Genomic DNA, 15,142 nt, shown 5'->3' on the forward strand with positions numbered 1-15,142 from the left:
ATCGTGCGTCTTCGTACCGTCGTCGCAGGGCTGCTGGTGGCCGGGGCTCTCGCCCCGGCCACCGGCGCGCTCGACAGGCCCGCGCCGGCGGCGGCCTCCTCGCCCGCGGGCGGCATCGGGATCCGCCTGCTCGAAGCACCGGTCGCTGCGCGAGCCGACGCGCGGGCCTGGACCTACATCATCGATCACCTCACCCCGGGTTCCGTCATTCACCGGCGGGTCGAGGTGTTCAACACGACCGGCTCGCCCAAACAGCTTTCGCTCTACACGGCCGCGGCACAGGTACGTGACCGGAAATTCCAGTTCGCCACCGATCGCACCGCCAATGAGCTGTCCACTTGGACCAGCACGGACCGGCATGAGGTGACCCTGGCCCCGCACGCCCGCTCGGCGGTCACCGCGACCATCACCGTGCCGGACGAGGCCGCCCCCGGAGAGCGCTACGCCGTGATCTGGGCCCAGGCGGCCAAGGCCGCGCCGCCCGGTGGAGGCATCGCCGAGGTCAACCGCGTCGGTATCCGGATCTACCTGTCCGTCGGTCGCGGCAACCCACCGGCATCGGACTTCACCATCGACTCTCTGACGGCCCAACGGTCACCCACCGGTCAGCAGATCGTCTTGGCGCAGGTGCACAACACCGGAGGCCGCGCACTCGACCTGAGCGGCGACCTGAAACTGACCAACGGCTCCGGAAGCCTGAGCGCGGGCCCGTTCAAGGTCCAAACGGGCACGACGCTCGCTCCCGGCGACGCCGGATCCGTCGCCTGCGCCCTCAACGAGCAGGTGCCCGACGGGCCGTGGCGCGCCCGTATCCGATTGGAAAGCGGGCTGACGAAACGTACCTCCGAAGCGACCATCCGGTTCCCCGCCGCAGGGACAGCACAAGCGGTCAAGGCGGAAACGGACCCGAGCCACTACCCCATGGTGGCGCTGGTCGGCGTCGTCCTCGCCGCACTCGCGGCGATCACGTTCCTGCTGATCCAGCGGAAACGCCGTTCGCGCCGGGAACCGAGCAACGCCTGAGATATCCGCGGATCAGCCGGGAACCGAGCAACACCCGAGATATCCCTGGATCAGCCGGGAACGTCGGCCACATCTCAACCGATGCCACGCCTGCATGGACCGCCCTCCGCTGCCGTCGCGACCGTGACCACCGCGACGGCAGCGACGGCAGCGACGGCAGCGACGCGGACTCCGGTCACCTGCTCCTCCGCGACATCGTGGTCAGCGAAGGAGCCTCAGCACCTCATTGCCGAGCGGGACGCCGAGCTCGCCGCGGCGCTCGCGGTAGCGCTCGACGTTCGCCAGCTTGACCCCCTCGTAGCCGCGTACCAGTTCCGCGGCCCCGGCGGCCTGCACCGCGCGGTCGTAGCCGGCCGCGTCGAGCGTCCGGGCCAGCTCGGCGACCATGTCCCGGTAGTCGGCCGCCAGTGCGCGCTCAAGCCGGCGGACGTGCGCGAACCCGAACGGGTCCAGCGGCGTCCCCCTCAGCACGCGCCCCTTGGCGAGCCCGCGCAGTACCGGCCGGAACCAGGGACCCAGCTTGAGTTTCCCACTGACCCCCATCGATCGCAGCATCGGCGGGTGCAGGTTGTAGGTGACCTTCGTGGCCCCCGGAACCTGCCCGGCGACGGGGTCGGCGGCAGGGGCGGTGAGCAGGCGGGCCACCTCGTACTCGTCCTTGTACGCCCAGAGCCGGTGCACGCCACGGGCCACCGCCTCGCTGAAGGCCGTCGCCTCACCCACGGCCCGCTCCGCGGTCCAGGCGGTCTCGACAAGGTCGACGTAGCGCCGGGCCAGGTCCGCGCCGGAGTGCGCCCGCAGCTCCACGGCCCGCAGGCCCGCCAGCCGGGCGGTCTCGCCCTCCATCGACCGGCCGGCCAGGAACTCCGAGCCGTCTGGGCCACCACCGGCAGCGGCCGGCCGTACCCCGTCACCCGAGATGGCCCTGGCGAACGCGGCCGGGTCGGCGACGCCGACCCGGCCCCAGCGGAAGGCGTCGGTGTTGAGGTCGGCCTTCACCCCGTTGAGCGCTATCGCCCGCTCGATGGCCCGCGCGGTCAGCGGCAGCGCACCGGCCTGGAACGCGGCCCCCACGACCAGCAGGTTCGCCACGTCCGTGGAGCCGAACAGCGCTTCGGCGGCACCGAGCGCGTCCAGCTCGTGCAGGCTGGAGGTCGTGTTCCGCAGGCGCGCGAGCATCGGCTCGGCATCCGGATAGGTGAGTCCGGCGTCGTACACCATCTCCCCCGTCGGCGTCCGGCTCGTCGAGGCGATCGCGACGGTGCGGTCCGGGGCGGCCAGGACCAGGTTCTTGGCGTCGGTGCCCACGAGCAGGTCGAACGCCAGCACCGTGTCGGCACCGGCGGTGCTGATCCGGTTGGCCGGTTCACCGCCGTCGACCGAGATCCGCAGATGTGACGTCACCGGTCCCGCCTTCTGCGACAGGCCGGTCTGGTCGAGGCCGACGCTGCGCAGGCCGTCGTGCAGGGCGGCGGTGGCCAGGACCGCGTTGACCGTCACGATGCCCGTGCCGCCGATCCCGGCCAGGAACACGTCATACGTCGGGCTCGCCACGGGAATGACCGGATCCGCCACCGAAGGGGGCTCGGGTCGCGACCCGGACACGGGCTTGCGGGAGGGGTCGACCCGTACGGTGACGAACGACGGGCAGTCTCCCTGCAGGCAGGTGTAGTCGGTGTTGCAGGAGGTCTGGTCGATCCGGGTCTTGCGGCCGAGCTCGGTCTCGACGGGCTGCACCGACAGGCAGTTGCTCTTCACCCCGCAGTCGCCGCATCCCTCGCAGACGCTCTCGTTGATGACGACCCGCTCCGTCCGCTCGGCGAGCCGGCCGCGCTTCCTCAGCCGCCTGGCCTCGGCCGCGCACTGCTGGTCGTAGACGAGCACGGTGACGCCCGGCACGTCGCGGAGCAGTCGCTGCGCCTCGTCGAGCCGGTCACGGTGCCAGACGAGAGTTCCCGGCGCGAACCGGGCTCGCCTGCCGTAGCCGCGGGGTGTCTCGGAGCAGACGATGATCCTGGCCACGCCCTCGGCGTGTAGCTTGCGCGTCAGTGCCGGAACGCTCAGGGCACCCTGGGGGTCCTGAGCACCGGTCATCGCGACGACCTGGTTGTAGAGGATCTTGTAGGTGATGTTCACCCCGGCCGCCACGCACGCCTGCAGCGCCAGCTGGCCGGAGTGGAAGAACGTGCCGTCGCCGACGTTCTGGAAGATGTGCGGCACGTCGGTGAACTGCGACTGTCCCAGCCACTGCGTCCCCTCGCCGCCCATCTGCGTCAACGAGGTGACCCGCGCGCTCTCCCGGTCGGCGATCGTCACCATGGTGTGGCACCCGATGCCGCCCGCTCCCAGCGACCCTTCGGGAAGCACCGTCGACCGGTTGTGCGGGCAGCCGCTGCAGAAGTACGGAGTGCGGCTCGCCACCGGTGTCAGGCTGAGTGTCATCCGGGGTGCCCTCGGCGGCGGGGCGAGCTCGACCCGGCCGGCGAGCAGCCCGCGCAGCGGCCCGGTCAGCCGGTCGGCGTTCAGCAGTCCCCCGGCGGGTACCAGCGTCCTGCCGTCCGCGTCCCGCTTTCCCAGCACCGCCGGAGCGTCGGCCGAGCCGTACAGCAGGTCGCGCACCTGGCTCTCGACGAAGGAGGTCTTCTCCTCCACGACCAGGATCTGGCGGAGCCCGCGCGCGAACCGCCGCAGGGTGCCGGCCCCGAGCGGGTAGGGCATCCCGATCCGCATCAGCCGGATCCCGGCCCGCTCAAGATCCCGCTGGTCGAGGCCCAGGTCGAGCAGGGCCTGCCGTACCGCGTCGTACGTCGTGCCGGGCGCCGCGATCCCGAGCCAGGCGTCGGCGGGGTCGACCTCGACGACGTCCAGCGGGTTGGCGGCTCCGAACGCCTCGACCGTCGCCCATCGGGGACCGAACAGGTCGGCCTCGGCGAGCAGGCTGTCGGTCGGGGAGAGCATGGTGCGCTGCCGGTAGGTCCACGGCCGCCCCTCCCACTCGATCCGGGGAACCTCTATGTGCATGTCGGCGAAGTCGCGGTCGACCGTGAAAAGCCCGTCGGCCACCGTGGTGACGACCTTGACGCCGACCCAGCAGCCCGACGCCCTGGACAGGGCGATGCCGTACAGCCCGAGGGCGATCATTTCCTCGGCGTCGCGCGGGTAGAGCACGGGCAGCCCCATCGCGGCCAGGGCGCGCTCGCTGACACACGGCAGCGTGGACGAGGAGGAGCCGGGATCGTCACCCGCGAGGGCCAGCACCCCGCCGCGCGGGTCGACGCCGTACGTGGACGCGTGCCGGATCGCGTCGCCCGACCTGTCGACGCCGGGCCCCTTGCCGTACCAGAGACCCACGACACCGTCGTGGGTCCGCTGCCCGCCGGGCAGTGCGCTCTGGCTGCCCCAGACGGCCGTGGCTCCGAGCTCCTCGTTGAGACCGGGAAGCAGGCGCAGGTCATCGGACCTCAGACCGGCGAGCGTCTTGTCCAGCCCGGCCAGCGGGCTGCCCTGGTATCCCGACACGAACGTGGCGGTGCGCAGACCGGCCCGCTCGTCGCGCTCACGCTGCTCGACGATCAACCGGCCGACGGCCTGGACACCCGTCAGCAGCACCGGGCCGGAACCCGGCCGGTAGCGATCGGCGAGGTCGATGCGGGCACCCGCCCCGGCCACAGGATCGGCGGTCTGGGTCATGTGTGCCCCCTTCACCAGAACTGACGTATATGTCGGTAAATTTGGGGTTAGATTGGCTAGCACGTCAAGGTTCTGCAGGAATGTTGAGCGCGATGCTCAGCTAGTACCCACGACAAGCGATGACAGGTGAGCACAGTGACCAGCATTGACCGGCTCGACGCGGAGCTTCTGACCGCCCTGTCCGAAGACCCCCGGGCCGGGACCAGCGAGCTCGCGGCCCGGCTGGGGGTCGCACGGAACACGGTCCAGGCCCGGTACCAGCGGCTCGTCGAGTCGGGGGTGCTGACGGGCTTCAGCGCCCGCGTCGATCTGGAACGCCTCGGCCTGCCGGTGACCGCGTTCCTGCACCTGCAGCTCGCCCAGGGCACCCTGGGCGAGGTCACCGACGCGCTCGGGCGGCTGAGCCAGGTCCTTGAGGTCTGCATCACCACCGGCACCAGCGACCTCATGGTCCGGGTGGCCTGCCGCAGCCACGCCGAGCTGCAGTCGCTGATCCAGGAGGTCCTGACACTCCGCGGCGTCGTACGGTCGACCACCGAGATCGCCCTGACGACCCCGGTGGAGTACCGCCTCGGCCCGCTGCTCGCGACCCTGACCAGCGACCGGGGCCGCGGCCGCAGCGGCGAGCAGCGCCGCTGAATCGACCCCGACCCGTTCACCCTGGATTCAGCTCTGCCCGGCCTCCCCGCCCACCAGCGCGTAGGTCTCGTCCAGGACGTTCACCGACCAGCCGAACATCTCCTGGTAGAAGCGTCGCGCCGGACCTGCCTACGGTGCGACCTACCCCTCGGCGACCGGCCGGTAGGTGCACACGTGCACGCCCGCGTCGCTGATGACCGTGGAGGCCAGTTCGAGCGTGCGCAGCCCACCGTCGTCGGGGAAGATCGTCTTGCCGCCGCCGAGGATCACCGGCATGATCATGAGCCGGAGCTCGTCGACCAGGCCCTCGCGCAGCAGGGTGCGCACGAGCGTGGGGCTCCCCATGGCCACCAGGTCGCCGCCGTCGGTCTCGTGCAGCTTCCGGATGTGGGCGACGGCCTCGCCGCCGGAGATGCGCGTGGTGTTGTTCCACGTCAGCTCGTCGTCGCCCAGCGTCTCGGACACGACGTACTTCGGGATGGAGTTCATCTGGTCGGCGAACGGGTCGCCGGCCCGCTCGGGCCACGCCGCGGCCATCGTCTGCCAGGTGCGGCGCCCGAACAGCAGCGCCTCGGCCTTGGCCATCGCGTCGTCGAAGGCGCCACCCACCACTTCATCATCGAAGAACGGGTGCGACCAGCCGCCGTGGGCGAAGCCGCCGTCGGTGTCCTCGTCGGATCCGCCCGGCGCCTGCACGACGCCGTCCAAGCTCATGAACTCAGTGATCACGATACGCATGGGACTCGCTCCTTTGGTGGGTGTGTTATTGAGTTTTGGTGCCACTGATGCCGAAGCTCTCGGCCATCCATGCCTCCCACGAGGCCTGCTCGTCGCGGCCCGCGAAGTTCTGGTGGCCGAGCACGAGGATGTCGCCTCGGTCCGTACCGGAGTGGATGAACCGGTACAGGCCCTCGTCCGTCCGGACGCCCAGGTTGACGGGCAGGTTCGCGTAGTAGACGACCCCGGCGGAGCCGTCCGGGAGTCGGACGTCGTCGCCCTCGCCGACCTCCGGGGTGACGCCCAGCGCCTGGGTGACGGTCTTCCAGACGGCGTCCGGGCTGCCCGCTCCGGGCCGGAAGACCGTGGTGACCGCCGGGGTGCGGCCGGTGAAGTACGTGAGGTACGCCCTGAGGGTCTCCTGGTAGATGGGCCAGCCGGCCTTCATCGCCTCGAACTCGGTCTCCCAGTCATCGCCGAGCATGCCGCTCTGCACGACCCGCAGCACGGTCGTGCCGCCGCCGCGCCCCTCGATGAGGTACTCGAACGCCATGAACTGGCCGTCGGGGGCCTCCGCGCTGCGGGTCGCGAGGCGAGTGCCCGGCTCGTAAGCGGTGATCGTGGCCTGCTCGGTGTGGCCCAGCATGGTCAGGTTCGCCGGGCCGCCCTCGGCGGTGCCCAGCTCGGTGCGTCCCATGAACCAGGAGTCGACGCCCGGACCGGTCGCGATCGCGTCCCAGACCTGCTCGGGCGTGGCGCTGAGCTCGATCTCCTGGTTCAGCTCGAACGGGTGCGTCATCGGGTTTCCTTCATGCTCGGGTGGACGGCGACGACGATCCGGTGGTCGCGGCCGTGCTCGGCGGACTCGTCGTGGTACTTGGACACCAGGGCCGTGACGGCCCCGGTGAGCTCCTGGGTGAACGCGGCCCGGTCGGCGGCCGAGGCGAAGCGCACCTCGCCGTCGATCGCGAAGGTCGCGACGCGTTTGCGCACCTTGGCGGCGCCGGTGATGAGCGCTCCGACGTCGCGGACCAGCCGGGCCGCGACGGCCAGCAGCCAACTCGCCGACAGCTGGTCGGGGGAACGGGCCGGGTCGGGCTCGACCAACGCCAGCGCGGTCGGGGAGATCACGTAGGAGGCCGCGGTCGCGCGCATGATGCGCTCGTTGACGTTGCCCTTGCGGCGTTCCTCGATCATCTCGACGAGCCCGTGCGCCTCAAGCGTCTTCAGGTGGTAGTTGACCTTCTGTCGGGGCAGGCCGACCTTGGCGGCCAGCATGGTCGCGGAGCCGGGCTCGCTCAGCTCGGCCAGCAGCCGGGCCCGGATGGGGTCCAGCGAGACCTCGGCGGCGGCCGGATCCTCGATCACGGCGATTTCCTGCATGACCACAGGCTATGACCGACAAATTTTCTTGTCAAGACAGTCTTGTTTGCCGGTGCGCCGGTGTGCCGGCCTTCCCGGGTGCGCCGGTGTGCCCGGGTGTGCCGGTACGCCGGTGTTCCCGGGTGTGCCGGTGCGCCGGATGTGCCGGTACGCCGGTGTTCCCGGGTGTGCCGGTGCGCCGGATGTGCCGGTACGCCGGTGTTCCCGGGTGTGCCGGTGCGCCGGATGTGCCGGTACGCCGGTGTTCCCGGATGTGCCGGTACGCCGGTGTTCCCGGGTGTGCCGGTGCGCCGGTGTTCCCGGATGTGCCGGTATGCCGGTCTCCCCTGGCTCGGGGCCGGGCGAGCCCGCAGGAGTCGGCGCCGACCGCTGACCGTCGGGGTGGGTGCGGGCGCGGATCGGGTCGTCCAGCGGCGCGATTCCTCTCGGCGACCCGAACACCTCAGAGCGCGCGGTGCATGATGTGCAACCCGACATAGCCCTTCGCCGGGTGCAGAAAACCCTCCGGCACCGTGCCCAGCACCTCGAAGCCGAGCGACCTGTACAGGTTCACCGCGTGCACGTTGGTCTCCACGACCGCGTTGAACTGCATCGCGCGAAAGCCCGCCGCTCGCGCCCACTCCACCGTGTACTCACACAGCGCCCGCCCCACGCCTCGCCCGGAACGCAGCGGATCGACCATGTAGCTGGCGCTCGCGACATGCGAGCCGTTGCCTGCCTGGTTGTTGTTCATCTTCGCCGTACCCAGGATCTTTCCCACGTCGTCGACGGCGACGACCGTACGGTTCGGCGGCGGCAGCAGCCACCAGTCGCGCCCGACGTCCCTGCCGAGGTCGGTCGGGTAGGTAAAGGTCTCGCCGGCGGCGACGATCTCATGGAAGAACGGCCAGATGGCGGGCCAGTCCTCCGTGGTCGCTTCTCTGATCAGCACCCGCACATGGTGCCAGCGGGGCCGCAGGCCCACCAGCGCTTTTCGCCACGTACGACGCCGCGATTGCTCGGCGCGTCCTCACCTTGCCTTGACGTTGTGAACCCCACCGCCACCGAACCGGACCGGCAACGCGATGAGCGGTCCGCCTTCGCCCAGCGCTTCGCCCTCCTCGACAGCAGTACGGCGCGGGCGCGCACATGACAGGGCGCCGTCGCCCAGGAGTCGTCGATGTGGGTGGTGTCGATCGGCGCGGAGGTGCGAGGGCGCGCCGCATCTGGAACCCCAACGGTACGGCGCGATGTCGACAGGCTTCGTGAGCTGGGATATTCGGTAAAGGCGGTTCAGTGTCGCGGGATGCCCAGGGTGACGAGCAGGTCTTCGTGAAGCTGGAACCACACGCTGTGGTAGGACGCGAGGCTGTCCGTCACGTAGTCCAGCTCACCGGACCTGGCACGGGTGAGTGCGTCGGTGAGCCGGACCCGATATCGCTGGAACCGGAGCATCGCCGCGTACAGCTGCGCGCAGACGACATCGGCGCGCCGGTCGAGGTGCGCGAGCCGGTCCAGGACCCGGGAGTCGTAGGCGGGGTCAGTGTGGTCGTTCGGTATCACGACGCCGTCGACGGATCGCAACTGCCAGGCCGTGCAGAGATCAAGCAGCTCCGGATTGAGCACGAGAAAGCCGTCGTACGCCTCGGCCACCGTGGCTCGGGTGCCCGCCGCGTCCAGCTCGGCGGAGATCCGCTCGGCATCCTCGACGCGGCCGGCCTTGGTAAGACCCCACCCACCGAAGTCACCCGGAACATAGGTGACCAGGCCGGCCACCGCGAGATCGATCAGTTCGGATTCGACATCGGGCTCGGGAAGCCCCGCCGCCTCGGACACGCGGGCGAGGCCGGCGGACCCGATGCAGCGAAGCGTGTGGAGCACCAACAGGTCAACGCTGGTCGAATAGGACAGGCTCGGCACGTCGATATGCTACAGCGACGGCCTGGATTCATCCGCTTTCGGCGGAGATCGAGGAACTCGAATGGGCCGACGAGGTCTCGGGCGGCGACTCGGATCGCGACTCGGGCCACGAGGCAGACCGCCTTATCGCGGCGCACACGGTGCTGAACACCCAGCCGAGGTGACGAAAATGGACCTAAGGGTCTTCAAGGACATCGCAAGGCATTTGTAAGGTTCCCGGCTTATCACTGAAGGACACCGACGCCGAGGAGTCCCCCGTGAGCAGCCTCCTGCACCCCTCCCGCAAACAACAGCGACTCGTGCCCGACAGCCCTGTGTCACGTCGCCGGCAGGCGGCTGTCGCCGTGACCGGCGCCCTCCTGCTGAGCCTGACCGGCGCCGTCTCGCTGGCACAGCCGGCAGCCGCCGCGTCCGCGCCGTTGAAAGGCGCCGGAACCTGCGCGAACATCGACCTCGTCTACCGGCCCCAGTCCGCGTTCCCCGACACCAGCCGGGGACGTTTCGACTTCAGGGCGCAGGCGACCACCATCGAGACAGCGGTTCGGTGTCTCGTCAACGCCGAACGAACCGGCCTGAAACCGCTGAAGAAATACCTCTCGCTGGGCAAGAAGGGGGCGCCCACACTCGGCACAGCCGCGGCCAGGCACGCCGCGGACGCCGTCAGACTGCGCTGGTGGGGAAAGGCGGAACCGGGTAAGAACTGCCGCCCCGTGCAGGGCAACCCCGGCCAGTGCGACCCACACGTCAACCCGCAGACCGGCTCGACCCCGCTGAGCCGTGCCCAGGCGGTGGGCTACGGTCGCCGCTGCACCTCGTTCTCCATCGGTGAGAACACCTACGCAGGGTGGGGGTCCTCTGCTGTCACGCCGCGGGCGGCCGTCACCTGGTGGATGAACAGCAAGCCACACCGCGACACCATCCTCAACCCGGCTTTCACCGAGCTGTACACCACGGCAGCCTGGGGAAGCGCGGATCCGGCTGCCGGGTCCATCACCCCGGCCGCGACCTACGTGCAGATGTTCGGGCGCTGCGGCTGACGCCGTTGTCCTTAGACCTCGCAAGCGACCCGACTGCCTGTACGCCGACCACGATCGGGTGTTTCGTTGATCTTCAGATGCTCGTGTTGATCTTCAGGTGCTCGTCCAGGGCCGCGATGAGCGGGACGGTCAGCTGGGGAGCGGCACCGGTGGTCCACCGCCGGGCAAGCTCAAGGAATCCGCTGAGCTGCTGTTGCGCCGAGGCGAGCAGACCGAGGAGCTCGTTGATACTGATCTCGACGGTCTGCCGACCTTCTTGGGTGAGTCGGATGAACCGGCCACCGTGTTCAAGGCGTGCTGCCGGGTCGTGTCCGAGCCGGAGTTCCTGACCGTCGATCACGTCCAGCCAGTCACGCCAGTTCTCCAGGCCGAAGCAGCAACCGGGCTCGACCTGGGCGTTCGTGGTGGTGTCACGGAAGCGCAGTCCACCTGGAGCGATCAGGGCCTCCGCGTCGGCGAGGTGCTGTTCCAGCCAAGTACCGGTCAGCTTGGTGACCGGTTCGACCGAGAGCCCGTTGTAGCTGAGGATGACGGCCATCGCAGTCCCGACTTCGGCCGGGGACATCCGGTCGGAGAGTACGAGAAACCAATCGCCGGTCGGCTCGGCGATCGGCCAGGCGGTGAAGCCGACCGCCTCGTGGGTCTCCAGGACGACTTCGACGATGACCATGTCCACAAGTGTCGCGGTACCGTCCCATGTGTGATTCAGAACGACGGGATTGAACGGGCGGCGACGATTGAGACGTTCCTCATCGACCGGCACCGCATCGAAAGCAGCATCGCGGGCAACGGCACGACCAAGAACCGGCTCTACTGGCAGAGGCGTGGTTTCGAAACCCGGTCTCCCTGCGCCTGCAACACCTTCACAGCTCCGGCCGTAAGGGTGACCTGACCTGTATAGCTGCCTCCTCACGCTGATCCCCGTGAGAAGGCACCGGCCCTTGGCCCGCGGTGACGAATAACCGCTGCACACCGCGCGGAGTGGCCTGTTCATCCCCGAGACCGGCCTGACGTTCGAGCCGTGGTGACCCCAGCCTTTCATGGTCAGCGGCCAACGTCTGGACAGGGCCACAGCTCCCCGGCTGTAATGCAGGCGATACTTTCAGCGATGTCGTGGCAGGGACACACTAGAGACTCCATTCACAGGCCCCTCTAGCGAGAGCAGCCCAGGTCGCGTCCACGGATGTGGTGTACGAGCATCCGAGTCCGGTAAGCCGGTCACAGTGGAAAAGCGCGGTGTCGTCCGTGGGGAAAAGCGCGGCGAGGGTGGTGGAGTGGTTCAGGGCCGCTCGTCGGTGTCGCGTCGTGCGGGGTCGAAGGTCAAAAGCGCGCCGAGGACCGTGGAGTGGCCCCAGACCGCTCATCGGTACGGGTCCGCCGCGGTGCGGCAGGATTCGGGGCCGCTCCTCGCCGCCGCCTCGCGCGGGGCTCTCGCCGTGCGGGGCTCTCGCCGTGCGGGGCTCTCGCCGTGCGGGGCTCTCGCCGTGCGGGGCTCTCGCCGTGCGAGGTACGAAGGTCCGCGGGGCGTCCGGTCAGAGGTCGCCCCCGGCCGGGTGCGGGGACGAATCGGGCCTTCCACCACGAAAGGCGGCCCACCCGAGGGGGTGGGAGTGGCGACTTCCTTGATCTGGGTGAATCCGCACGCCCCCAGCGTGCCAACTCACCCAGATCATGGAAAATCCCCGATCGTCACCACCACGGCCCCGCCTCCACGCCCGCCATGACCCGCTTTGCCCCCTTCCGGAGCTCCACCGGCCCGCCCTCTGTCACCCACACCCGGCCGATGCCCGCCCCCACCCCGCACGACGCGACACCGGTGAGCGGCCCCACACCACTCCACCGCCCTCGCTGCGCTTTTGATCTTCGGCCCCGCACGACGCGACACCAACAAGCGGCTCTGAACCACTCCACCACCCTCGCCGCGCTTTTCCCCACGGACGACGCCGCGCTTTTCAGCGGCGATCAGCCAGGCGCGATGCGGGTACCGATCTCAAACACTCGTACACCACCTGCGCGGACGCGACCGCAGCCCATGCCGAGATCAAAGAAGAAGAGTGCTGCTCGCCCAAATATGCAACAAACCCGCCGGGACGCTCAAACCGTGGATGGCCAGAACACTTCGCCCGACGACCCTCTGCCGAAAAGCCTGGTTGAGAAATTACTTTCCGGCCCTCGTTTCATCCTGGCCACCACGCTGACTGTTGCAACGTGAAGGTGAGCACCGGCCTCCGCGTGGCCATACTTGCGCTTTCGGGACTGATCGCCTTTACCCTGTCGCAGTACCTGTTGCGCGAGACGACGCCGAAAATCGTGGAGAGCGGCCCGCGCGTCAACATACACTCGGAAGCCGAACTGTTCCGGCTGCTCCCCGGACCGGGGGACGTCACCGGACTGTCGGGAACGTCGACCGAAAATTGGATTGACGGTTTCGGCCGCGTGAACTTCTACTGAGCCGATCATAAGTTCTGGGACTTTTGAGAAGATCGGAAGGCGCGTCGGCCCTGCTGGAGTGGCAGGCGGACCACCTGGACCTCCGGAAAATCTCAATATTTGTAGGGTCGGGGGCTGGCGCGGTGGCTTCTCCTGGCGGGAGGGCCTGGGGCCTTCCTTCCGTCGGTTTCCCGGACGGGTGTGCCACCCCAGTGGCCGTGACCAGGTTCTTCGCTCCGTTTCCAACCCCCGCCACCTCGATCCGTGCATGCGGTTCTCCCGCACACGGCTCACCGACGTCGTTCACCGCCGGCATTCGGCCTTTCCCGCCAGGGCTTGCCCGCCCTGGGCGCGACGACGATTCCATACAGGCTGATCAAGCCGAGATCGCTGAGCGAGCGTTTCAGCACGCCCCGGCCGTAGCTCCGGCTGCGCCGGTGTTTTCGGCTGAGGAACAGCGCCAGGCGCATCCAGGCGAACTCTCTGATCTTGCTAAAGCGCCGGGCAGAATGCCCGTACCGGAAATAGCCAGCCCATCCCCGCAGGAACAGGTTGACCTCCTTGGTGATCGCTTCGGTGCGAAGCAGCAGCCTGCGGCCGTCCGTGAGGTCACGGATCCGGTCGCGGGCGTGTTGCATCGCCCTGTCTGAGGGCCAGCGAGCGAGGAAAACGAACGGCCGTTTCCCGTTGAACCCGCGTGAGCGCACCAGCCGGTGGTGAAAGCCCAGGAAGTCCAGGCCTTCCCCACCGACCTCCAGGTGCACGATGCGGGTCTTGGCGGCCTTCGGCTCCAAACCGAGTGCCGCCAGCAGCTCCGTCAGGCGGGCCAGGGCCCGCTCGGCTTGACCGCGGGACCAGCACATCACGATCGCGTCGTCGGCATAGCGGGCCAGCACGCCGTCCGCCTCGTCCCACGCCCGATCCAATCGGTGCAGGTAGACGTTACAGAGGACGGGTGAAACCACGCCGCCTTGTGGCGTGCCGGTGACCTCTCGCCGGATCTGTCCGTCCTCCATCACCCCGGCGCGCAGAATCACCCGCAGGAGCTTCAGGAGCGACTGATCGCAGACGCGTTCCTCGATCGCACGCATCAACTCATCGTGCGGAATCGCCGAAAAGCAGTTGGCGATGTCCGTCTCGACCACCCACCGGCGGCCCCGCGCCTGCTCCTCAATGAGCACTTGCAGAGCATCGTGTGCTGAGCGCTTCGGGCGAAACCCGAATGAGCAATCAGCCATGTCCGCCTCGAAGACCGGTTCGAACACGATCTTCACAGCGGCCTGCACGATCCGATCCCGAACAGCGGGAATCGACAACGGCCGGTACTCGTCCTTCAGCCCAGGCTTGGGGATCATCACCCGGCGCGCGGGCAATGGCCGATACCGGCCCTGCCGAAGTTCCGCGGCCAACTCCTCAAGAAGCCGGACGATCCCGTACTCCTCGATGTCGGCCAGCGTGGTCGCGTCGATGCCCGGTGCGCCGTTGTTGCTGCGCACCATGACCCACCCGCGCTCCAGAACGTCTCTGCGATAGACCTTGTCCATGAGCGCGTGGAACCGACGTCCGGGATCGGCCTTGGCCGCCCGGTAGAGCACATGCTGCAAGGCGCGGACCGGATCACGCGGAACACGCGGCCCCACGGCGGCGGGAATAGCCAAAACGGCACTCACCGAGCCCCTCCTCCACCTCAATATGCATCGACGAAGTAGCGGCCCTTCCCTCACCGCCGGTTATGTTGTCCGGTCGGCTCAAGCAGTACTACGGCCGCCTCCGACGCCCACCCGGCCAGCAATCCACTTCCCGGCGTTGACCGGTTATAGGACGCCACGCTCCGGTAACACCTTCCGCAGGTCACCGGGCCGGGGAGGGCCTCCCCAGTTCCCGCCGTCACTATCGATACGTTCCGCGCCCCATACGCCGGGGAGTTCTTCGCGGCTGCAATTTCCAGGCTCTTCGCCGCTTCCATGGCCTTCACCCCGATCACGAGGGGCTCGGCTCTCCCTTGTCCCGTCCGAAGACGGCTGAGTAACGACGCCGCAGGCTTCGCGTCATGCTACGGACCGCATCGTCGCTCCCCCTTAAGGGCTTTTGACGCTGGGCTTCGACCCCGCCCGTTTCCAGACGAAGCCGCCAGCCTGCTACCGGGCCTCCTGGCAGCTACCCGGACCGGACTTTCACCGGCAAGCGACGACGAGCTTACGAACATGCAGATCAGCCGCTATGTCACGGCTTCACCTCCAGTTCTACTGGGCGCACATGATCGCCTCAGTACGACTGCCTGCCGAGTCTGGATACGAACGCCGTCGACATCGCCCCACCGCACT

Annotated in this window: 13 protein-coding genes; 5 read left to right on the forward strand and 8 right to left on the reverse strand. The window is 68.7% G+C overall.

Annotated features, from left to right (window positions below; all coding sequences use genetic code 11):
- The first annotated feature begins 3 nt into the window (after window positions 1-3).
- Window positions 4-1,023 carry a peptidase gene (locus OG884_RS12440; protein WP_326645204.1) on the forward strand — a complete coding sequence of 340 codons (1,020 nt, stop codon included), beginning with the start codon at window positions 4-6 and terminating at the stop codon, window positions 1,021-1,023.
- 201 nt (window positions 1,024-1,224) lie between these two features.
- Here OG884_RS12440 and OG884_RS12445 read toward each other — a convergent pair whose 3' ends face one another.
- Entirely contained in the window at window positions 1,225-4,713 is a 3,489-nt protein-coding gene (locus tag OG884_RS12445) for an indolepyruvate ferredoxin oxidoreductase family protein (RefSeq protein WP_326645206.1), read from the reverse strand.
- A gap of 135 nt (window positions 4,714-4,848) precedes the next feature.
- On the opposite strand from OG884_RS12445, the gene OG884_RS12450 reads away from it, so the two are divergent.
- On the forward strand, window positions 4,849-5,352 hold the full coding sequence (locus tag OG884_RS12450) for an Lrp/AsnC family transcriptional regulator (protein WP_326645208.1): 504 nt from the start codon (window positions 4,849-4,851) through the stop codon (window positions 5,350-5,352).
- Between the two features lie 141 nt (window positions 5,353-5,493).
- On the opposite strand, the gene OG884_RS12455 is transcribed toward OG884_RS12450, so the two are convergent.
- From OG884_RS12455 to OG884_RS12475, 5 genes are all read right to left on the reverse strand, one after another.
- Complete coding sequence (locus OG884_RS12455) at window positions 5,494-6,090, reverse strand: dihydrofolate reductase family protein (RefSeq protein WP_326645210.1); 597 nt, start codon at window positions 6,088-6,090, stop codon at window positions 5,494-5,496.
- A 25-nt stretch (window positions 6,091-6,115) separates the two neighbouring features.
- Complete coding sequence (locus tag OG884_RS12460; protein ID WP_326645211.1) at window positions 6,116-6,868, reverse strand: SRPBCC family protein; 753 nt, start codon at window positions 6,866-6,868, stop codon at window positions 6,116-6,118.
- Entirely contained in the window at window positions 6,865-7,452 is a 588-nt protein-coding gene (locus tag OG884_RS12465; protein ID WP_326645213.1) for an ArsR/SmtB family transcription factor, read from the reverse strand. Before OG884_RS12465 ends, OG884_RS12460 begins: the two co-directional genes overlap by 4 nt.
- A gap of 442 nt (window positions 7,453-7,894) precedes the next feature.
- Window positions 7,895-8,383: a GNAT family N-acetyltransferase gene (locus OG884_RS12470; RefSeq protein ID WP_326645216.1), complete on the reverse strand. Its 489-nt coding sequence runs from the start codon at window positions 8,381-8,383 to the stop codon at window positions 7,895-7,897.
- 341 nt (window positions 8,384-8,724) lie between these two features.
- The gene (locus tag OG884_RS12475) at window positions 8,725-9,351 is read right to left on the reverse strand and encodes a transcriptional regulator (protein WP_326645218.1); all 627 of its coding nucleotides are present in this window, start codon (window positions 9,349-9,351) and stop codon (window positions 8,725-8,727) included.
- A gap of 257 nt (window positions 9,352-9,608) precedes the next feature.
- Between OG884_RS12475 and OG884_RS12480 the strand changes: the two genes are divergently transcribed.
- Entirely contained in the window at window positions 9,609-10,388 is a 780-nt protein-coding gene (locus OG884_RS12480; protein WP_326645220.1) for a CAP domain-containing protein, read from the forward strand.
- Between the two features lie 73 nt (window positions 10,389-10,461).
- On the opposite strand, the gene OG884_RS12485 is transcribed toward OG884_RS12480, so the two are convergent.
- On the reverse strand, window positions 10,462-11,058 hold the full coding sequence (locus tag OG884_RS12485) for a hypothetical protein (protein ID WP_326645222.1): 597 nt from the start codon (window positions 11,056-11,058) through the stop codon (window positions 10,462-10,464).
- Between the two features lie 30 nt (window positions 11,059-11,088).
- Between OG884_RS12485 and OG884_RS12490 the strand changes: the two genes are divergently transcribed.
- The gene (locus OG884_RS12490) at window positions 11,089-11,280 is read left to right on the forward strand and encodes a hypothetical protein (protein WP_326645224.1); all 192 of its coding nucleotides are present in this window, start codon (window positions 11,089-11,091) and stop codon (window positions 11,278-11,280) included.
- Between the two features lie 1,316 nt (window positions 11,281-12,596).
- Window positions 12,597-12,839 carry a hypothetical protein gene (locus OG884_RS12495; protein WP_326645226.1) on the forward strand — a complete coding sequence of 81 codons (243 nt, stop codon included), beginning with the start codon at window positions 12,597-12,599 and terminating at the stop codon, window positions 12,837-12,839.
- Window positions 12,840-13,108: 269 nt separating this feature from the next.
- On the opposite strand, the gene ltrA is transcribed toward OG884_RS12495, so the two are convergent.
- Entirely contained in the window at window positions 13,109-14,488 is a 1,380-nt protein-coding gene (ltrA, locus tag OG884_RS12500) for a group II intron reverse transcriptase/maturase (protein ID WP_326636118.1), read from the reverse strand.
- Window positions 14,489-15,142: the final 654 nt, after the last annotated feature.

Origin of the sequence: Streptosporangium sp. NBC_01755 (assembly GCF_035917995.1) — a bacterium.
Classification (GTDB): Bacteria; Actinomycetota; Actinomycetes; order Streptosporangiales; family Streptosporangiaceae; genus Streptosporangium.

Coding starts and splice junctions, on each gene's coding strand:
- OG884_RS12445 (WP_326645206.1), bottom strand. CDS start 4,713: ATGACCCAGACCGCCGATCCTGTGGCCGGGGCGGGTGCCCGCATCGAC.
- OG884_RS12455 (WP_326645210.1), bottom strand. CDS start 6,090: ATGCGTATCGTGATCACTGAGTTCATGAGCTTGGACGGCGTCGTGCAG.
- OG884_RS12460 (WP_326645211.1), bottom strand. CDS start 6,868: ATGACGCACCCGTTCGAGCTGAACCAGGAGATCGAGCTCAGCGCCACG.
- OG884_RS12465 (WP_326645213.1), bottom strand. CDS start 7,452: ATGCAGGAAATCGCCGTGATCGAGGATCCGGCCGCCGCCGAGGTCTCG.
- OG884_RS12485 (WP_326645222.1), bottom strand. CDS start 11,058: ATGGTCATCGTCGAAGTCGTCCTGGAGACCCACGAGGCGGTCGGCTTC.